Consider the following 19,144-nt stretch of genomic DNA (forward strand, 5'->3'; position numbering starts at 1 on the left):
GGAATCTAATTAGCAACCAGTCCAATATTTCTCCCCGATGCGTAAAAATAGATCTCTATCAAGTAAAAAGATTCTTTCTATAAAGGATTCATTTTGAGAGTTTTGGTCGCTTACCCAAACTTCCGGGACTCCATTTCCATCCATGTCAGTGAGTTTAGTAAAAAAACGTCCGGCGGTCTCAAATCCTTTATCAAATAAATAGGAAACTACCTTCTCTTTTCCATCTTCAAGCAAGATGATTAAAAATAACGAATGAAATTCCCCTGTCACCTCATGACGGCTTTCTAAAGTCGCAAAAAGATATTTTTTCTCAGGAAGACTCCAAAGAGCGGTATGACAATGTTCTCCTGCATCACATTTTAATTCTGGAATTTCCCCTAATTTTTCTTTTGGAGCATATCTAATAAGTTCTCTGGCAAGTGAATTTAAGATCTTTATATAATCCTTATTTTTCGCTCCATATTCAACCTTTCCCGGAAACAATTTAGGTTGAATATCTCCCTTAAATACTAGATCTTCTTTATAAGAAATTTCTGATTCAGAAAGTTTCAGACGTGCGTTGAATGGATATCCAAACCAACATCCGGATTGTTCATCCTGCTTTTCGTCCAATCTTCTTGCTTTTCCTAATTCTAAGGTTTGTCCTTTCTTAAATGAAAGATACTTTAAGCCTTCCTTAGAACTCACAGAAAATTGTTTATTTTTTTTCTTATCCCATGGACCAAAGGAAATGATCTCACCCTTATGAATGAACAAATCTAAAATTAGTCCTATATTCTCTCCGGAAAGTTGCGGTTCGGAAACATAACCATCATTTCCATAAGGTTTAGATATTGAGTAGATTTCACCAATCCCTTCATTGAACAATAATTTAGCTTTTATTGTTTCTTGTTTAATCCATGCTTTCGTACCTGATTCAGTTTGGACTATAACCCATCCATATAAATTCCTACGCGGATCGGAAAGAGATTCTAAAATTTTTATCTTTTCTCCTTTCGAAAATCGAACGACGACAGAAGCAGATTCGTTCGGAGTTTCATAACCATTCCCATCTTTTCCGGAATAGTAAGTGGTTATTTTAGAAAATTCGCTCTTACGTGCCTCTTCCGGTGAAATAGTTTTTTGAGGTAGGCAGTTCGAAAAATGGAATAATAGAAGTACAAGTAAGACTTTAATATTGCTCATGGACTTGGTCAGTATATTGCTCTGCGTCTAGTATACAGACAAAAAATTGATATAGCTCTAACATTGAGCCAAAAAGGATTCCTATTCTCTGCATTTCTGGTGCCTTCTCCCCTTTGTCGAAGTTACTACAAAATTTCCTATGGACCCTGATTTCAAGATTGCCGATCTTCTCCTTTTTCTTTTTTTTTTGAGATTGACTCTCAAACCTAAAATCACAGCTTTGTCACAGTATTGTCAGGAGACACCCCATGAGCCTAGCCCAAGCATTAAGAGACGGAACCTCCGAATCTCATACCATTGCAGAAAACAACGCATTCATTCGCTGCTTTATGAAAGGAGTATTGGAGCCCAAAAGTTACGCCAAACATTTGGAATCTTTCTATTTCGTTTATGCAGCAATGGAAGAAGAGCTAGAAAATAAAAAAGACCATTCAATCGTAGGAAAGATCAGATTCCCTGAATTATATAGAAAAGGAATGATCGAAAAGGATTTAGCACACTTTTTCCAGCCAGGACATTCTCCAAAGGCGACTCCAGCTACGGAAGCTTACGTAAAACATATTAGAGAAACTGCAAATACTTCTCCCGAATTATTAGTGGCTCATAGTTATGTTCGTTATTTAGGAGATCTTTCTGGCGGACAGATCTTGAAAAGAGTAGCAGCCAAAGCTTTGGGAATAGAAGGAACATCAGGTCTGGACTTTTACGAATTTCCTGAAATTTCCAGCCCGAAAGATTTTAAGGATAAATATAGAAATACCTTAGATTCTCTTTCTCTCTCCGATTCCGAAAAAGAAAAAATCGTACAAGAGGCTAATGAAGTTTTTAAACTGAACGGGAAAATTTTCGATGAGTTAGAAGAAACTTTGATCTCCTCCATAGGCAAAGCCAAATTCGAAGAAGTTTTAGCGAGTCCTGCGAGGCACTGATTTTTGTTAAAAGTATCAGCCAAAAAAGAATCCTCCTCTCTTGGGGTGGATTCTTTTCCCTGGATCACATTATCCTTCATCTTTTTAGCTATGCTTCCGGTTACGATGATCGTGCCTGTATATAAAGAGATCATAAAAGATAGATTGGGTGGCACCGGCTACGGAGTGGCTTGGTTCCAAAGTTCCGCGATGCTTGGTTCCTTTTTATTTTCACCTTTAGCAGGATGGCTATCGGATAGATTAGGAACCAGAAAAAAATTAATCGGAACTTTTGCTATATTGGATGCATTTTTATTAGCCCTTCTCCCTTTTATGCCAAATACCTCTTCTCTTTTTGTTTTGAGATTTTTAGAAGGAGGAGCACATATCTTTGTGATAGGTTTACTCCTCACTTGTATTTCAGATAAAGAGAAGGACCAAACATCTATTTTTTATAATAAAGGAATTTTATTCGGATTAGGTGGAACACTTCTTACATTAGGAGGGGGAGTTGGCCAATCCCTTGGATTTTTAGGTAATAAGAACCCTCTTCTACCCTTTTTTGTAGGAGGATTTATTCTTTTGGCTTTGGGAATTTTATCTTTTTTCCTTTTAGAAGAAGGTAATCTCAAAAAATCAGAATGGGAAGGTTGGCAAAAAACAAAAACAGCTTTGACTCTTTCTCCTTTATTACTCATTCCTATCGCTTTTCATTTTGTGGATCGATTTACCGTAGGATATTTTTTAAGTTCTTTAAATTTACATTTGAGAGAGGATTTAGGATTTTCTCCGGGTCAAGTAGGTGGACTCTTCGGAGTCATGTTCTTGTTGATGAGCGTGTTATCTCTGCCTGCAGCACTACTTTCTAAAAGATGGAATTCCATCTCTTTAGTTTGGATTGGTTCCTTTATTTATGGAATTGCACAAGCGAGTACCGGATTTTTAAAAACTTCGACAGAATTATATGTATCCATGATCGCTTGTGGAATAGGAGCCGGGATAATGTATGTACCTGCAATGAGACTCGCTTCATCACTCGCGCCCAAAGGTTTTAATGCAAGTATCATGACTGTATTTACGGGACTCGGGTCTTTAGGATTTCTTTTAGGACCTTTGGTTTCCATCTCCGTTCAAGAATCTTTCAGCCATATTTACAACAAAAGTCAGGGTCTTGAATTTACAGGAATCCTGTATGGAGCATTAGAAATTTTATTGGTTTTAGCCACACTCCCCCTATTATCTAAATTTTTGGATAAAGAAAAAAGACTTGATTAATACAACCGAATGGTCGTATTAATTCCATATGAAAATCAGTGCAGAATCTGCAAAGGAGAAGAGGAATACTCTTATCCAAAAGGGTATTGATCGTTTTCGCAAATTTGGATATTCCGCAACAGGTATCCAGGAAATTGCAAATGAGGCAGAAATTCCGAAAGCTTCCTTTTATAATTACTTTCCTACAAAGCAGGATTTTGCTTCCGAAGCCTTGGCATACTATTCTGAAAATGCAATTCTATGGAATGAAAAGATCCTTCAAAAGACAAAAGAAGATCCAATTTCTTCTCTATTAAACCTATATAAAGAAAGGATCAAACTAGAGAAAAAACTCTTAAAAGAAGGAGTTTCTTGTTTGGTTAACGTATTCGGCCAGGAATTAGGGTATTCTGAACCTTCTCTCCAAAAGCCTTTTCAAAACTATTTTGATTCTGCTTTAGATCAATTAGCTTCTATTATCCAAAAGGTAAGGACATTCAAAAAACTAAATATATCAGGATCAGATAGAGAATTCGCATTGTTTTTGGAATCCTCATGGAGAGGTGCGATGCTTGTAACAAGAGCCATGGGTTCCTTGGAACCTGCGGAAAACTTTTACAAATATCTAATACAAATTTTAGGTCATAAGGAATAAGATATGGAAACCGTAGGAACGCAAAAAATCAGAGAAGGTCATAAACATTCTTTAAACGTAAGATGGGACGAGTTAGATGCAAATAGACATGTGAATAATAAAAACTACCAAGGATATCTGGATGAGGCCAGAATGAGAGCTATGAGAGATTGGGGAGCTCCTATGGAAGAATTTGCAGATAAAGGTTTTGGTCCAGTAATCTTGAATTTGAATCTAAAATTTATAAAGGAAATCTCGTATCCGGAAGAAATCATTATAGAGTCAGATCTTGTTTTGACTTCCCCTACAAGAGCAGTCTTTGAACAAAAAATAGTTTTGTCAAATGGTAAGATTGCCTGTCATGCAAGTACTGAGCGGACTTTGTTGGACCTGAATCGCAAACGTCCTGCTAAGTTTTTAGATGTTCTTAAATAGAAAGTGTTTATATACACTACTTCTAACCTCAGAGATTTTTAAGAAATCTTTCATATCCCGTTTGAGGTAAGCATACATTTATTTCTCGAATATTATAAGTTAGATGTGCCTAAATAGGTTGATCAGACCAATATTCGTTTTTTTTACATTACTTTTTACATAAATAATTGTGATAAAAACAGGGTTCTGAATTTAATCCTAATTAACCTAAACGTTACCCGCTTTTTATTAAAGCAAGTCGAGGTATTTCTTTTGAGATATATTAATTGTTGGATCTTACTTTGTGTATTTTTATTAAGTTCTTCCGTATACTCGAAAGACTCTGATCAAACGACGGAAGGATATACTCTTTCTAAAATTAGGATCACAAACGTTTCCGTAGACTCAGCGACCGCAAATAACGCAATGAGTCTTACAAATTCTAGATTTATCAACCAACTAAATTCAGGTACGAATGAATTCGTAAAACCTAATATTTCAAATTTCCAAGGAAAGGGAATAGAATGGGAAACAGATATCAGGCATAGTAATTTTATTAGAACAACTTATTTTCTATCTCACGCGGACTTAAGCTCAGGCGGTAACAAGCTTAATGATTTATCAACACTAAGTTTCCAACCGCTGATGGGCTCCCAGGTGAATATCACCGATCTATCCTTCAGGACCTATTCCAGTAATAGATTGATAACTTCTAGGGTTGCTTTTCTTACAGATTTTTTCTTTTTCGAGAAATCCCCTAATAAATATCTAGAAAATTTAGCATTTCGTATCGGTGTAGAGGCTTACGGAAACACCTTTAGCACTTCTTCAAAACCTTATCCATATGTTGGAGTTTCCAATGGAATGCCTTATTCCGGGATCGATGCATTGAATAGCGAAAAGATCAAGTTTACGGAAACTTTCGGAAATGCAGTGATTGGATTTAATTATAAACTCAATGTATCTCCGACTTCTAGTTTTGATTTCGGCTTCGAATACTTTAAAAGTTTCGCAAATGATTCCAAATATGAAAATAAATTTATCTCCGTATCGACAGCACTCCCTATCCCAATTTCTTCGAAATCAGATGGACTCGTAAAAAGTGAGTTAGAAGGTTTCCGAGCATCTTTAGGCTACAGATATGATATCAATGAAATTACTTTTTTAAGAATTTCATTCGCATATCAAGATTCTACACAAAAAGTCAAAAAGGCTGATATAGGGTCTACTAATCTGGGGTTCGTAAGCGATTCAACCCAGTTATTGGCAGCCTTTGCTTCTCCTATGGGTCCTTTTCCAAACTCGAGAGATACTAGATCTCAAGTCGGAATCGAATTCGGTTATAAATATTAAGAACGGGGCATATCAATTTTGGAACCAGAAAAGTTTAATAAATTGTCAGAAAGTTTTTCAAAATTCCCGAAAAAAGGAAACAAGATGAATCTCAGAAGAAAATTATCTTATATTAAAATATATTTTGTGATTCTAATCTTATTTTGTTTAAACGCTTCGATCTTAAATTGTGCGTCTGCGCCTGCATATAAGGACGTAAATGCATCCGTAATATATTTATTAAACGATGCAGAACGTCTTATCCAAGAAAAAAAATATGGAGAGGCTTCAGAATCCTTACGAGCAGTTTTCAGGATTTATCCTGAAGATGCAAAAGCAGAACTTCTCTGGGAAAAATTGCCCGAAATCTGGCAAAGAAGAACTAAATACGATAATGCATTAGGTCAAGGTTTTTCGAGAAGGTCCCCCGAAGAGAGCGGCTTTTTCGAAAGATTGGCGTGGTATATTCCAGATCGTTTATTAGATTTACTAGATATATATAGTATAAACATAATGATTGGACCTCAAATAGGCGTAAGTAGTTGGAATACTCGTGCGATCCAGACAACCTTATATGCAGGTAGAACAGTATCCTTCGGTTGGTCTCAAAAAAGAAACTTAGGAATTTCAGAAGAATCTTCAGCTGAATATGCGTTTTTAGGTTTCGGCGGGGCTGCAATCCATGGACGAAGGATTGGAACCGGAAGAAGAGCCTATGCAGGTACTTGGGATGGGTTCTTTGTACATATGCCTAACAACCCTCTTTATGTAAATTATAGAGACTATTGGAGCAATGGAGCCAAAGTAGGATTAGCTTTGATTGGAGCAGAAGTTGAAATTCATTATACAGAATTTGCGGATTTTATCGCTGGGCTCTTTTTCGTTGATTTTATGGGTGATGATTTTGCAACAACTAATTCAATTAGTTTCAATAGAGAACAAGAAGATCATATATATAGAGTGATCAATGCTGCTGATCGATATAACGAAAAACAAATGAACGAATTTCGGAATGCTTTCCCTGAATCAGAAAAAATAACGAATACTGAAGATCAAGACATTCAACTTTTAGTGCCAAAAGGAAAAAATAAAAAACCGAATTAAATCAGTATCTACTTTTAATAGCAAAGGAAAGGGACTCGAATTATCTAGGATAAGCACTATGGTAATTCGTTCCCTTCTTTTTATTACGATTATACTCTCTTATTATGGATGTATTTATAGATCCATGACATCCTTTCCCGCCAGTCCCAAACAGATCCAAAACGATTCGACAAAACCTGTAAGGTTATTGGTCTTTTTAGCAGGAGATAGATGTATAGAGGTTTGCAGAAAGGAAGATAAGTCTCCGAATTGTGCAGGCAATCCAAACGTTTGTAAGACCTGGATAAAGGATTGGATGCCAGCAGATTTCGCGTCAGGAAGTGCTGTTAGTTCAGCTTTTAAGTATTATCCACCGAGAAAGAAATGGTTTATAGAGCAAATTTCAAACATTGCGACTGAGTTATGTAAAAATAAAAAGAATCTAAATTGTTTTTACGATTCACCTGACCCTTCAGACGATCAGAATTTCTCCTCTACAGTAACTGTTAAAATCGGAGGATTTCATCGAAACATACATTGGTCCTTATATTTATCATCTTTCTCCCTTTTAATATTTCCCGGGTTTTTTAAAGAAGAATGGAGTTTGGAAATTTCAAAGACTGATTTAAAAAATCGAGTCGAACAAATTCATATTCCCACAACGGAAATCAAACATTGGTTCGGATGGCCTTTCCTATTTTGGGGTCCCGCTTTTGCGATTTCCGATGAAAAAGTTTTTACCGAGATCCTAGAGTATTCTCTTCTCAATAATGCTGCGTCGAATCCATAATCGATTTAAGGTTAATTTAAATCTAAGTTCTATCCATAACCTGATTTTAATTATATTAAATTTATTTAATTATATTAATCTATTTCCAATCAAAACCGTCTCCAAGAATAGATTCCATTTGATATAACAAATATATCATTCGATATAACGAATATGGAGCACGCAATCGCCAAAGAAGCGGAAATCATTCCATTCTTTCAACCGATTTTGTCTGTTGAAGATGGACAAATATTCGCTCACGAGGTTTTGGCTCGCAAAAAAACTTCAGATGATATCGTTTCTGCTGGTTACTTATTTTCGGCAGAGGCAGGGCTAAGTGATTCAGAGCTCGGTGAGTTAGAAGAAGGGATCTGGAGAAAAGCATTAGAAAAACTTAAAATTCATCCAGATCAATCCAAATTATTCCTAAATATTTCCCCTAATCGTCTTTATAGAGAATTGGAGAATGAAAGAATAGATTCCTTTAGATTATTACGTTTAGCCAGAGAATATGGAATAGAACCTAATCGTATCATTTTAGAAGTTACAGAAGAAGAATTTTCCGGAAGTTTGGACTCCTTAAGGATAGCAGTAGACCTTCTCCGCGCGTACGGATTTAAAATCGCATTGGACGATCTAGGATCGGAGGCTTCAGGTATAGAAAGAGTGGGACTTCTCCGCCCAGACTTTTTAAAATTAGACCTTAGATTAATAAGAGCCTCCTCTCGTTCTCCATCCGTGAGAAAAGTATTAGAACATATCCGCGACCTTGCATTCTCATTAGGAGCTTCTGTTCTATACGAGGGTTTAGAAACCCAAGAAGAATTGTATTTTGCATTAGAGGGCGGAGCAAGGTTCCTGCAGGGATTTTTACTTTTAAGGCCTGGAGCTGAACTTTCTTCAGGCAAGGAACCTTCTCTTTCGATCAAAGAAATGGTGAAATTTTTTCATCAGAAAAAAATAGAAGCACTTAGGCAAGAGCTGAATTTCGAAAATAAGATCAGACTAACTTTAGGGGAGTTTCTAAACCCTTTTCCTGTATTAAAAATCGCTAATCGATATTTGATAGATGCTTATACCGTTTTTCAATCATCTAAAGAGATCCACAGGGTATATATCACTGACTCTAAAGGAACTCAATTGTCTCCATATTATATGAGAACAGGAGAAGATTCATTTAGAGAAACAAGTCACGGGATCGGTAAAAATTGGTCTTATCTTCCCTATTTCTATAGGCAGTTAAGAGATTCTATGAGAAAGCCAGATGATTGGGGAATGAGCGAACGTTACTTTGATAGCGATGCAGTAAAGGACCTTATCGTTTTTAGCAGAGAGGTAGAATCGGGCGCCTATGTATTTTTGGACGTGACCGCTCCTCGTCTGTATTAAAAAACGGTTTCAATGAGTGGTATTGAAAATCAAATCCTCCAAGATATTTATAGAGCATCTTCCGAAGGAGGATTTCTTACGATGAGGGATTTGGAATTGAATACTTCGCTGACCGAATGGAATTTAAGGCCTCATTTAGAAGATTTAAAAGAAGCCAGTCTGATAGTGGAGCACCCGGAAGGTTTCCAGGTAGCTCCTAAAGGTAAATATTTTTATAAAAGTAATTGGGGTTAATTCGGAACTTCTAACTCCTCTTCCCCTGGTACTGTTAAAACTTCTTCCTTTTTCCCTTGCGTTCTATTCAGAATAATCACCGAAGAAATCGCGAATACACCGCCAAGTAATGTGCTCAATTTAGGTTCTTCGCCCAAAAACATCCAACTTCCCAGAAGTGCAGTGACCGGAACTAAGAATATAAATGAACTTGCTGTTCTTGATCCCAATCTGCTAGATGCGTAAAAGTATACCGTTGTTCCGAAGGTAGTAGATATTACGGAAAGATAAAGTAGTTGTACCCAAAAATTCCAATCATTGTCCATTACTCCACCTAAATCATAAGGAAATGCAAGGAACAAATCGATTACTGTTCCTATGCTGAACACATAAAAACTGTAAACCATCGGAGACATTCTTTGTCCTGTACTATGACTATTCATACTTAGAATAGCCCAACTGAATGCACAAAGTAAAAAGTAAACATTCCCGGACTGAAAGAGTAATGTCCAATCTCCTTCCCAAATTTTTAAAAGTAAGAAGCCACCGGTCAATCCGATGAATAACCCTATAAATTCTTTTCCAGAAGGTAGTTTTCTCTGAAAAGTGTGTACCAAGATATAGGTGAAGATCGGATTCATTGTGGTGACGAGTACTCCACCCGCCCCTGCTAATCCTTGGCTAAGTCCTAATAGGAAGAATTGATTATATATCGTGTATAAGACTGCGCCTATCGCAACTTGTAAGAGCCCTTTTTTATCTGGTAAGGCAATGGATTCTTTTCTGATGATCAGTATTGGAATCAAAGAAAGTGCTGTCGCTAAAAATCTCCAGAAAACGATTACTATCGGAGGTTCAGTTCCGACAATTGATTTTGCGGAAGGCCAAGCGAATCCCCAACTCACCATAGCGATCACGAGAAGGATAAAAAATTTTATAGATTGATTTTGGAACATCCCTAGTTCTGCCTCATTACCAGTTTTTTTGTTCTCTCCTTGAAGAGGAGTATAATAAAAAACCCGGCCTTTAGTGCCGGGTTTTCCTTTCGACTTTAGTCTGTATCTGAAAAGATCATGCATTTAGATCGATTAGATAACCCCTGCGAGTAATTTGATCATCGGTATTTACGCCTACCTTGGCGAGACTCTTCGGTGCTGTAACAACAGTATCCATGTTGCTGAGCGGATGAAGACGATCCGGCATATTGCGGATAGTGAATTCGGATTGGGAGAATTGTTGGGCCGCTCGGTTATTGCTTCCGGCTGCATTGATTTCTTGTAACATAACTGCGAATCCTATTTTTACAAAATTTAGACTATTCGGGAAGATTTGTAAAGAAATTTTACAACGCCTCTCCTTCCCAGCGCGAATAAACAACTTCCTCGTTTTCTTCCGGAACGGACGAACCTGCCTCATCTTCCAGCAATGTGAACCCTCTTGGTTCACCTATAAATTCAGGAAAATATTCGAAAAATAATTTGCCCGCGATAATTCTTCTGGCAGCAGGATAATTTTGTTTGAATGTATCGGAGAAGTCCAACTCAGGTAATTGGTGGAATTGGATCCTGTCTTCGAAATTGATAAAGTCTTGTTTAGAGAATCCAATATTTCTGGAAACTATCTCGTCTTTAAGCAGAATCCAATCCAATTTAAATCTCATTCGATAACCTTGGAATGCAGAAGATCTTTGGATGAGGTTAACCACTCTCATTAGGGGATATTCCATATTGTAATATGGCGTGAGATAGACCATCAGATATCTTTGGGAAAAACCGAGTGGTTCCCATACATTTTCTGGAGAAATATTATTATCACTATCGAATCTTAACTCTTCTAACATAGAGTGAAGAGCAGGAGCATTCTTTTTTTCCGTATAAAATTCCTGGATAGCGATCTCTCCGAATTCCCCGTAATAGAGCCATTTATATAAATCTTGGATCTCTGCCAAAGGATGAGCCTGCAAGAATCTGTTTAGACTCTCGATCTTCTCTTCTCTGGTACGGTTTTCGTCTATCTCCTTGTGAATCATAAACCTTAAAGGAGATTTTTAGATCGGATCTATTCCAAATTCAAGCTTAAAAATGATCTCTAGTAATTTTAGAAAAAGTTTATTCTTGGTCTTTATACTTTTCTTTATCGGAAGCGAATTCTTGGCCTTTAATTAGCCGGATCAGATTCGTTCTATGCAAAACCAAGATTGTAGAACTGATACATATGATTGCCCAAAAAATTGGTGTATTAAAACTTTTACCGTCTATTAAAGAAAGTAGATAATACGAAATAGGTAGAGTAATAGCTCCTCCTATGGAGCCGATTGAAACAAACCCAAATATTTTTTTCAAACTTAGGAATACAATTAAGGTAATAAGAATCGGCCCCGGAGCAAGGACCGCAAATACTCCGAAACTAGTAGCTACGCCCTTCCCACCTTTAAATTTTAAGAAGGGAGAAAACATATGACCAAGAACTGCGGCAACTCCACAAAATAGCGAAACTAACTCCTGGGATTCCCCATATAATAATCGAATTGTGAGCGGAAACACTGCACCTTTAGCTATATCTAAAAGTAAAACAGGAAGTCCAATCTTCCATCCAAGCATACGGGTTACATTGGTTGCGCCTATATTCCCGCTTCCTTTTTGTCTGATATCTATTCCTTTAAATTTTGCTGCTAGGAATCCGAAAGGAACAGAACCTAAAAGAAAAGAAGAAGGAAGAAATAATATATATAGCTCGTTCATTTTCGATCAGATCTCAATTCCAAACGGATTGGGATCCCTTTCAGATTATACTTTTCTGTTAGCTTCTTCTTAATGAAAGTTAATAGGTTGGATTTAAAATAATCCACATGATTTACGAATAGTATCAAATGAAACGGAGAAACAGAAACCTGTGTACAATATAACATTTTAGGAGGCCTGTTTGCAGAGAAGGACCTACCTGCTTCCGCCATCCATGCTCTAAGCGATTGATTCAATTCTGAAGTGGAGATCTTCTTCTTTGAACGAGTTGCCAGATCGATGGTCATCTCCATCATCTTATGGATCCTCTGCTTTTCCTTGGCACTTAAAGTGATAATCTGTATTTCTTTTAAGAGGGGAAATCTGGAATACAAACGGTCTTGGTAATTTTTAAAGGAATCATTGTCCTTATCTTCTATTGCATCCCATTTATTTACGGCGAGAAGAAATGGTTTTCCTTCTTCTTGGAGCATCCCTACGATTTTCTTATCGAATTCTCCAAATCCTTTGAGTGCATCCAAAAGATGAATGACTACATCCGAATTTTGAATGGTTCTTTTGGTTCTTTGGTAAGAATAAAATTCTAAGGCCTCTGCCTTATCCGATTTTCTACGGATACCTGCAGTGTCAGTGATACGGATCTTTTTACCTTCAAAGGTAACGGTTGTATCTACTGAATCTCGAGTTGTTCCAGCGACCTCGCTCACAACTGCTCTATCATAACCGCAAAGTGCATTTAATAAACTGGATTTTCCAGCGTTTGGTTTTCCTACAATTGCAAGACTGAAGTCCTCAGTAGAAACAGAAGGAGTTTCCCCCTCTTCCGTGGTTTGATTTTTTCTTTTTGCGTTTGGAAGTAAGAATGCGATTTTTTCCAATAGAAGAGGAAGATTCCTTCTTCCTATCGCAGAAATCGGTAGGATCTCCGACAAACCCATTTTATAAAAAGAATCCAGATCTTCTTCATCTTCTGGATGATCTACTTTGTTTACGCAATACAAAACTGGGATCTGATTTAGTTCAGGATCTTTTCTGAATTTATCAATAAGTCTGGAATCGTAAGAAGTGACTTCATGCAGATCTAAAAGAAAAACTACTAGGTCTGATTCTGCAACTTGTCTGAAAGCATTTTCTAGAACTGCTTCTTCCAAACTTTCAGGTCTTTCGATATCCAGCCCCGGAGTATCGCATAGAGTAAAGTCCAGGCCCTTCTCTGGATTTAAAACACGAGCACGAAGAACGTCACGCGTCACACCAGGATAATCTTCTGTGATCGCTAATTTCTTTTTGAGAAGTGCGTTGAATAATGTGGACTTGCCAACGTTCTGGCGTCCCACGATGCTAATAATAGGAACTCTTTTTTTAGAGGACATTTAGGAGTAATTCTTGGTCTTCATCGCTCTCGCGATTTCCAGTTTTGCGTCGCTTTTTTTCATATCTTCCCGTTTATCGTAGAGTTTTTTAGGTTTTCCTAATGCTAACTCCACCTTGGCCCAACGGTTGTCTTTAAAATATACTTTAGTAGCGACAAGCACCAATCCCTTTTCTTTGATCTGTTTATCTAGTTTATCTATCTCTTTTCTATTTAGCAGAAGTTTACGTGGCCTGATATCTGGATGATTGGAATATCCTCCATTCTTGTATGGAGTGATAGAAAAACTATCCAGGTAAACTTCTCCGTTCTTTATCTTTGCAAATGCATCAGTGAGGTTTGCTTTTTTTTCTCGGAGACTTTTGACTTCTGATCCGGACAAAACTATGCCTGCTTCGATGAATGAGATCAACTCGAAGTTAAACTTGGCTTTTTTATTTACCAGAGGTTGAGGGCTATTGTCTTTTTCCTTCTTCGTTGCCATAGTTCCCAGGCGCGGGAATTCCCGCAGTTGCCGTTATCGGGAAGAATGGTGAGTGAGGATCAATCTTCCCAGTTCCGCTCCGATTAAATTCGGCATATTATAAAAGTTTTCGGAAGTGATTTGGATGGAGTCCGGAAATAAATGCTCCGCAATATATCTGCGTCCCAATCCCACACCCAAAAACACGTAATTTTTATTCGAATGTTTTAGGATCTCTGCCTTTAGGCGTTTATTGTCCCGGGATTGGATCTCCTGTTCGATCTCCGTTTTACCCCTTTGTCCCCTAAAGTCCGAAATCATTACCAGTATTTTCGTCTGGGCCTCCGGGGAAAAGTAGGATTCTATCTGTTCAAGTAGCTGGTATTCTTCAATTGAATCCCCTTGCCAGTCGGAACGGAGAGAATCGAACATCTCTTCTTCCTTTTTGGAATCGAAGTATTCGTCCATTCGTTTCACTTGGACTAGATCGATCCTGTCTTTTCGGTTCATTCTATCAGAATAAGCTGTTACGGAGAAGTTTACGTCATGTTCATCCAGGATATGAGCGCTGGAAAGCATGGCGGATAATGTAGCGACCGAATATTCGAAGTTGAAGATCCTACGAGATTTCGAGACGAGAAAGGCGACTTCTACACCTTTTAGTTTTTCCTCGTCCTTATCGATTGTGGTCTTATCGAATACCTTAGAGTCCCCTTTTCCGGAAAGAAAGGAAATATATTTTCGAGTATCAATTCGGGATCCTTCACTTCTATACATCCGGTTGATGTCTATTTCTGGATCAAAAAGTCTTTCAAGATTCAGTTCTACTTCTTCCAAACTGCGTCCGAATACCTCTTTAAATTCTTTGATGCTTGTTTGGATTGTGTATTCCCAAAGTATTCTACGTTTAGCTAAGAACGCTTTGTATAATTCTTCAGTGCGATAACCCCAGGCCCCGCCTCCACCAGCGGGTTCTCCTTGGCCCATATTGCCGCGGGTCTCTTGTCCATACCAGGCATCCGGTCCTTCTTTTCTTTGGCCGCCTGTTTCAGGAGTGTTGATCTCCAGACCTTCTCTTAATTCTCTTCCTGAGTTCTTAAGTTCTGCCTTTCCAGTAAGAGGTTCTCTCTTATGTAGTTCCGGATCCCACCAACGTTTCTTTTCGATTTCGGTAGAAGGGGTCAGAGTTTTTTTTTTCTTATCCTCCAAAGTTTGGAAGAAGTCGGATACAATTTCGATTCCTGATAAGGAGAATTCTAAAATTCTCTCCAATTCCTTTCTTTCTCCAGGATCCGAGACCTGATTAGAATAAGCGATCTTTCCTCCTCGGAAAGCTATCTCACGTAAACCTTCTTTTCCAAGAGACTCATCTGCATAACGAAGGATATGATCCTTCCATTGCAAAAGATTAGAAAGTCCGAATGTATAAGGCATTAGGTTTGCAGAACCGATCGTTCTCTTTTTAGCAAGGTCCTTAATTTTAGTATGAAACTCTGCCATTTTAGAGACAAGGTCTCCTTCCGGAAGATAGAAGTTTAGGATCTCTTGTAATGTTGCATTGTCTTCTAACTCAGGGAATAAGACAGAAGTAAACCTGTTACGGAATGCTCTTGAAATTGTAGGGGTAGATTTTGTTTTTCTGAATAATTTCAGTGCGAAAATGCGGGAGTCTTCTTTTAAAGAAAGAGGTTTATCCTCAGAACTTTCCGGAGGAAGAACAAGTGCTCTTGCATCATCCGTAAGCATATTCAATTTTTCAACTAGTTCAGCACCTGCTGCTTCCAGGTTTGTGATCAGAATGTTTCCGCCTTCTCGAATACCTTTCGTAAGTGGGCCATCTACCCAACCTACTTGAGAACCTGCGATCGGTTTTAATGCACCTATAATATCTGCAGTGTGGATTCCTTTACAAAGATGAACTGCTTCTAATGGAACTCCGCTAATCTCCGTAAATAATGGTAGAATGAGTTGAGGATCTTGCTCTTCAGAATATTCGATCAGAACGTTTTCTTTGAATTGAACTGCAGAATAAACCTTCTCCGCAAACTCTCTCAGTTTTAAAGGCATTGGAACTGAAGATAGAATTTCCTTCGCGGTTTTTTCGTTGGTTACATGGATTTCCTTATCATTGCAGAATAAGGAGCCCTTATGCACTTCAAATTTTGGCTCAGGAAGATTCGGCTTAGCCTTAAGCCCTGTTTCTTTAAGTAGAAGTTCTATTTGAGAATCCCTATCTTCCCCTTTGCGGAATGGTTCTACATAAAAATTCCAAAGCTCTCTGAATCTAAGCTCAGGTTGATCCGCTTTTAAAGCCAGGATACGATTACAAAGTTTTTTGAGATTTCGGATATTGAAGTGATATTTTTCTAAATCGCCTTTTCCTAAATTACCGGAAACTACTTTAGTCTCAGTCTCCAAAGAGATACGAATGCAAGATTTCAAAATATCTGTATTCATATTAGGATATAATTTTCCTAAAATGAACAAGATCTCATCCGGAGTATGAGGATCTATAAATACTGTAGAATAATATCTGGTGATATCGAAAGGAAGAGGTTTTCGTCCCTCAAATCCTTCGGAAGGGTTTTGGGTTCCTATAAAATTAAAACCTTCTGCGCCATGGATACGAGTTCCATCACCTTCGATCAGTTCCAGATAATTGGATTCGTATACTGTAGAAAAACGTTTAATGATATGAGGTGGACAAAGGTTCATCTCATCCGCAACAAAACTGGCTCCACTTCTGACTGCGGAAGTTAAAGGTCCATCCCCCCAAGCGAAACCTTTCCCATCCAAAAGCAAACGATAAGAACCGATCAGATCTTCAGGAAGAGTATCTTCGTTAAAACTGAATCTTGCAGTAGGATGATTTCTCTTAAAGTTGATATAATAGATAAGTGCGTTTTTACCAACTCCTGCATCTCCAACAAGAAGTACAGGACGGGATTCCAAGAGAGGATACAGAATATTTTGTAAGTTCCTTACGGTAGAATCCGTTTCCACCAGATCAGAACCTAAAGTGCCGGAATTATTTCCTAATTTAGACTTAGGTACTTTGATGCCGGCGATTGAAATTGTATCCATGTCCCCAAGATCCGGAAAGTGGAATTCCGAGGCAATCTCATTTCGCTATTTCTGAGAACGATTGGTTGGGAACTCCAACTGTTCACGCGGAGGCACAGTGTAAATGGAGACGCGAAGAACTATGGCACGCAGAGGCGCAAAGACACAGAGAAAATACAGGGGATACACTTCCTATAAAATTCTCCGCGCCTCGGTGGCTCTGCGTGAGACCATAACGCTGCGGCTCATTTTACCTTGCTACTCTGCGTGCCATGATTCTCTGCGTGAAAATTTTCTACGCATCACCCAATTTCAGTTTGTTCGTCAAACGGCCTTCACATTAGAGTCTTTATATGAGCCAGAGTACCCTTGATTATGTACTAGCGCAAAGAATCCAAGGTTTGGATTCCTCAGCCATCCGAAAAGCATTCGAACTTGCCGGGACATTAAAAGACCCGATCAATCTTTCCATTGGACAACCTCATTTTCCTTGTCCTCCTAATATCGTAGAAGCTGGAGTCAAAGCTCTTCGCGACGGAAAGACTGCTTACACCTTGACCGCAGGAATTCCTGAACTAAAGGAAGCGCTTTCCCAAAAATACAAAGTGGAAAACCAGATCGATTACGCAAGCCCGGATCGTCTTTTAGTTACTTCAGGAATTAGCTCTGCATTTTTATTACTTTTTAATTCTCTCTTGAATGAAGGTGATGAGTGTCTAGTTGTAACTCCTCACTTCTTGATGTATCCTGCTTATATCAAAATTTACGGCGGGAAGATGAATACAATCTCGGAAGATTTCCAACCAGAAGATTTAAATGCATTCAAGGATAAGAAGTTAAAGATCATCATCTTCTCCACTCCTTCTAATCCTACAGGAACTGTTTTAACTAAAAAACAATTAACCGCTCTTGCAGAGCTTGCAGAAAAAACTGGAGCTTATCTGATCTCAGATGAGATCTACGAAAAATTCGATTATGATAAGTCATTCTTGTCCGTTGGATCTTTTTATGAAAGAGCGATTACTCTTTCCGGATTTTCAAAAACTTATAGTATGACAGGACTTAGACTCGCATCCATAGTTGCCCCTACTCCCATTATAAAAACATTAACTACCTTGCAACAATACACTCTGGTTTGTGCACCTTCCGTGACCCAATGGATGGGAATAGAAGCTCTCAAAACAGATATGCAACCTTATATAGACGATTATAAGGAAAAAAGGGATTATGTTTACGAAAATCTAAAGGACCATTACGAGCTGAAAAAAAGCGGGGGTGCGTTCTACTTCTTCTTAAAAATAAAGGAGAAGGACGATGATTTTGTTGTAAGAGCCGTAAAAGAAAAAGGTCTGATCTTAGTGCCTGGTTATATATTCGTGGATTCAAAAGAATATATCCGTATCAGTTTCGCTTCCGAATGGGAAAATCTGAAACGAGGCATAACAGCGCTGAAAGAACTGGCGTCTTAAGAGAAAACTTTGGCGGAGTACTATTCCGAATTTCCAAGTCTGATCTTTTTCATATGGATTGGAGGAGTTTTAGTCTCCTTTTCCATGGGAAGTTTTTATTCTACCCTGGCCTATAGAATCCTCAGATTCTATTACGGAAAAGAAAGAAAGATCGGCTCCAAACTTTTCAGACTTAAAAAAATCTTAATTGAACCCTCTGCTTGCGAATCCTGCGGGGCTCAGATCAAGGGCACTGCGATCATTCCAGTATTCGGATATTGGATTTCCAAAAAAGAATGCACTAATTGCAAAGCTCCAATCAATCCGTTATATTCGCTAAGCGAGGCAATATTCGGATTATTGTTCGTTGTCAGCTTTCTTCTTTCCGGAAAATTATTAGGTAGTTTTGCATTCGTAGCTTTATGCGGACATCTATTGGTTGCGGCAAGTACTGACTTTAAAAAGTTCTCTCTGGATTATGAAAATCTACCTTTCATTCTTTTGTTTGGGGCGTTGGCAAATTATCTATTATTCAATTCGATTCCTGGCAAAGCAGAATTGATCGTTTACGTTTCCTTCTCTGCTGTATTCTTTTTAATTTATTTTATATTTCCTTCAAGTATGGGATTTGCCGACGCAATATTCGCTCCTGCATTCGCTTTTATCAGTATGCATCCTTGGTGGATTTTTTTCTTAAATTCTTCTTATGGGATCGCGATCATTATCACTGTCCTGAAAAGGAAAAAAGGAGAAAGTTTAAGACATGTCCCGATCCCTATGGGAGTATACTTCTCGATCGGGCTCGCATTGACATTTATAGCTAGAATGATTGCAAATTCAGGTTTACTTCCGAACTGGGCGAATCTCATTCTATAA

At 38.1% G+C, this 19,144-nt stretch carries 19 protein-coding genes; 11 read left to right on the forward strand and 8 right to left on the reverse strand.

From position 1 onward, the window contains the following. Positions 1–9: 9 nt before the first annotated feature. The gene (locus B1C82_RS05840) at positions 10–1,185 is read right to left on the reverse strand and encodes an SH3 domain-containing protein (RefSeq protein WP_086446659.1); all 1,176 of its coding nucleotides are present in this window, start codon (positions 1,183–1,185) and stop codon (positions 10–12) included. Positions 1,186–1,433: 248 nt separating this feature from the next. Between B1C82_RS05840 and B1C82_RS05845 the strand changes: the two genes are divergently transcribed. The 9 genes from B1C82_RS05845 to B1C82_RS05885 all read left to right on the forward strand — a co-directional run bounded on the left by B1C82_RS05845 (position 1,434) and on the right by B1C82_RS05885 (position 9,202). Further along, the gene (locus B1C82_RS05845; RefSeq protein ID WP_086446660.1) at positions 1,434–2,114 is read left to right on the forward strand and encodes a biliverdin-producing heme oxygenase; all 681 of its coding nucleotides are present in this window, start codon (positions 1,434–1,436) and stop codon (positions 2,112–2,114) included. 3 nt (positions 2,115–2,117) lie between these two features. After that, positions 2,118–3,368, forward strand: a complete 1,251-nt coding sequence (locus B1C82_RS05850) for an MFS transporter (protein ID WP_086446661.1) — start codon at positions 2,118–2,120, stop codon at positions 3,366–3,368. A 28-nt stretch (positions 3,369–3,396) separates the two neighbouring features. Next, complete coding sequence (locus B1C82_RS05855) at positions 3,397–4,002, forward strand: TetR/AcrR family transcriptional regulator (RefSeq protein WP_086446662.1); 606 nt, start codon at positions 3,397–3,399, stop codon at positions 4,000–4,002. Positions 4,003–4,005: 3 nt separating this feature from the next. Next, entirely contained in the window at positions 4,006–4,416 is a 411-nt protein-coding gene (locus tag B1C82_RS05860; RefSeq protein WP_086446663.1) for an acyl-CoA thioesterase, read from the forward strand. Positions 4,417–4,668: 252 nt separating this feature from the next. Further along, positions 4,669–5,748, forward strand: a complete 1,080-nt coding sequence (locus B1C82_RS05865) for a hypothetical protein (RefSeq protein ID WP_086446664.1) — start codon at positions 4,669–4,671, stop codon at positions 5,746–5,748. Between the two features lie 84 nt (positions 5,749–5,832). Beyond that, on the forward strand, positions 5,833–6,831 hold the full coding sequence (locus B1C82_RS05870; protein WP_157894096.1) for an outer membrane protein assembly factor BamD: 999 nt from the start codon (positions 5,833–5,835) through the stop codon (positions 6,829–6,831). Positions 6,832–6,889: 58 nt separating this feature from the next. Further along, complete coding sequence (locus tag B1C82_RS05875; protein WP_086446666.1) at positions 6,890–7,600, forward strand: hypothetical protein; 711 nt, start codon at positions 6,890–6,892, stop codon at positions 7,598–7,600. A gap of 153 nt (positions 7,601–7,753) precedes the next feature. After that, positions 7,754–8,968, forward strand: a complete 1,215-nt coding sequence (locus tag B1C82_RS05880; RefSeq protein WP_086446667.1) for an EAL domain-containing protein — start codon at positions 7,754–7,756, stop codon at positions 8,966–8,968. Positions 8,969–8,980: 12 nt separating this feature from the next. Then, on the forward strand, positions 8,981–9,202 hold the full coding sequence (locus tag B1C82_RS05885) for a hypothetical protein (protein ID WP_086446668.1): 222 nt from the start codon (positions 8,981–8,983) through the stop codon (positions 9,200–9,202). Here the strand turns inward: B1C82_RS05885 and B1C82_RS05890 are convergent. The 7 genes from B1C82_RS05890 to B1C82_RS05920 all read right to left on the reverse strand — a co-directional run bounded on the left by B1C82_RS05890 (position 9,199) and on the right by B1C82_RS05920 (position 16,841). Further along, the gene (locus B1C82_RS05890) at positions 9,199–10,137 is read right to left on the reverse strand and encodes a DMT family transporter (protein ID WP_086446910.1); all 939 of its coding nucleotides are present in this window, start codon (positions 10,135–10,137) and stop codon (positions 9,199–9,201) included. The genes B1C82_RS05885 and B1C82_RS05890 overlap by 4 nt on opposite strands. Positions 10,138–10,252: 115 nt before the next feature. Beyond that, positions 10,253–10,465 carry a hypothetical protein gene (locus tag B1C82_RS05895; RefSeq protein ID WP_008592748.1) on the reverse strand — a complete coding sequence of 71 codons (213 nt, stop codon included), beginning with the start codon at positions 10,463–10,465 and terminating at the stop codon, positions 10,253–10,255. A gap of 58 nt (positions 10,466–10,523) precedes the next feature. Continuing rightward, positions 10,524–11,210, reverse strand: coding sequence for a hypothetical protein (locus B1C82_RS05900; protein ID WP_086446669.1), 687 nt, complete (start codon positions 11,208–11,210; stop codon positions 10,524–10,526). Between the two features lie 79 nt (positions 11,211–11,289). Then, complete coding sequence (gene plsY, locus B1C82_RS05905; RefSeq protein ID WP_086446670.1) at positions 11,290–11,922, reverse strand: glycerol-3-phosphate 1-O-acyltransferase PlsY; 633 nt, start codon at positions 11,920–11,922, stop codon at positions 11,290–11,292. Then, entirely contained in the window at positions 11,919–13,295 is a 1,377-nt protein-coding gene (gene der, locus B1C82_RS05910; protein WP_086446671.1) for a ribosome biogenesis GTPase Der, read from the reverse strand. Before der ends, plsY begins: the two co-directional genes overlap by 4 nt. Further along, positions 13,296–13,778 (reverse strand): SsrA-binding protein, encoded by a 483-nt coding sequence (smpB, locus tag B1C82_RS05915; RefSeq protein WP_086446672.1) that lies wholly within the window; start codon positions 13,776–13,778, stop codon positions 13,296–13,298. It lies immediately after the preceding gene. A 33-nt stretch (positions 13,779–13,811) separates the two neighbouring features. Further along, positions 13,812–16,841, reverse strand: coding sequence for an AAA family ATPase (locus B1C82_RS05920; RefSeq protein ID WP_086446673.1), 3,030 nt, complete (start codon positions 16,839–16,841; stop codon positions 13,812–13,814). A gap of 332 nt (positions 16,842–17,173) precedes the next feature. Here B1C82_RS05920 and B1C82_RS05925 point away from each other — a divergent pair, with 332 nt between their 5' ends. Then, a complete protein-coding gene (locus B1C82_RS05925; protein ID WP_086446674.1) occupies positions 17,174–18,289 on the forward strand; it encodes a pyridoxal phosphate-dependent aminotransferase in 1,116 nt (371 codons plus the stop codon). A gap of 9 nt (positions 18,290–18,298) precedes the next feature. Continuing rightward, positions 18,299–19,144 carry a prepilin peptidase gene (locus B1C82_RS05930; protein ID WP_086446675.1) on the forward strand — a complete coding sequence of 282 codons (846 nt, stop codon included), beginning with the start codon at positions 18,299–18,301 and terminating at the stop codon, positions 19,142–19,144.

Origin of the sequence: Leptospira venezuelensis (genome assembly GCF_002150035.1) — a bacterium.
GTDB classification, from domain to species: Bacteria; Spirochaetota; Leptospiria; order Leptospirales; family Leptospiraceae; genus Leptospira_B; species Leptospira_B venezuelensis.

Excerpts from the sequence above, each read along its gene's own strand:
- der (WP_086446671.1), bottom strand. The coding sequence starts at position 13,295 with ATGTCCTCTAAAAAAAGAGTTCCTATTATTAGCATCGTGGGACGCCAG.
- B1C82_RS05925 (WP_086446674.1), top strand. The coding sequence starts at position 17,174 with ATGAGCCAGAGTACCCTTGATTATGTACTAGCGCAAAGAATCCAAGGT.
- B1C82_RS05880 (WP_086446667.1), top strand. The coding sequence starts at position 7,754 with ATGGAGCACGCAATCGCCAAAGAAGCGGAAATCATTCCATTCTTTCAA.
- B1C82_RS05840 (WP_086446659.1), bottom strand. The coding sequence starts at position 1,185 with ATGAGCAATATTAAAGTCTTACTTGTACTTCTATTATTCCATTTTTCG.
- B1C82_RS05870 (WP_157894096.1), top strand. The coding sequence starts at position 5,833 with ATGAATCTCAGAAGAAAATTATCTTATATTAAAATATATTTTGTGATT.
- B1C82_RS05855 (WP_086446662.1), top strand. The coding sequence starts at position 3,397 with ATGAAAATCAGTGCAGAATCTGCAAAGGAGAAGAGGAATACTCTTATC.
- B1C82_RS05875 (WP_086446666.1), top strand. The coding sequence starts at position 6,890 with ATGGTAATTCGTTCCCTTCTTTTTATTACGATTATACTCTCTTATTAT.
- B1C82_RS05900 (WP_086446669.1), bottom strand. The coding sequence starts at position 11,210 with ATGATTCACAAGGAGATAGACGAAAACCGTACCAGAGAAGAGAAGATC.
- B1C82_RS05885 (WP_086446668.1), top strand. The coding sequence starts at position 8,981 with ATGAGTGGTATTGAAAATCAAATCCTCCAAGATATTTATAGAGCATCT.
- plsY (WP_086446670.1), bottom strand. The coding sequence starts at position 11,922 with ATGAACGAGCTATATATATTATTTCTTCCTTCTTCTTTTCTTTTAGGT.
- B1C82_RS05895 (WP_008592748.1), bottom strand. The coding sequence starts at position 10,465 with ATGTTACAAGAAATCAATGCAGCCGGAAGCAATAACCGAGCGGCCCAA.
- B1C82_RS05845 (WP_086446660.1), top strand. The coding sequence starts at position 1,434 with ATGAGCCTAGCCCAAGCATTAAGAGACGGAACCTCCGAATCTCATACC.
- smpB (WP_086446672.1), bottom strand. The coding sequence starts at position 13,778 with ATGGCAACGAAGAAGGAAAAAGACAATAGCCCTCAACCTCTGGTAAAT.
- B1C82_RS05860 (WP_086446663.1), top strand. The coding sequence starts at position 4,006 with ATGGAAACCGTAGGAACGCAAAAAATCAGAGAAGGTCATAAACATTCT.
- B1C82_RS05920 (WP_086446673.1), bottom strand. The coding sequence starts at position 16,841 with ATGGATACAATTTCAATCGCCGGCATCAAAGTACCTAAGTCTAAATTA.
- B1C82_RS05890 (WP_086446910.1), bottom strand. The coding sequence starts at position 10,137 with ATGTTCCAAAATCAATCTATAAAATTTTTTATCCTTCTCGTGATCGCT.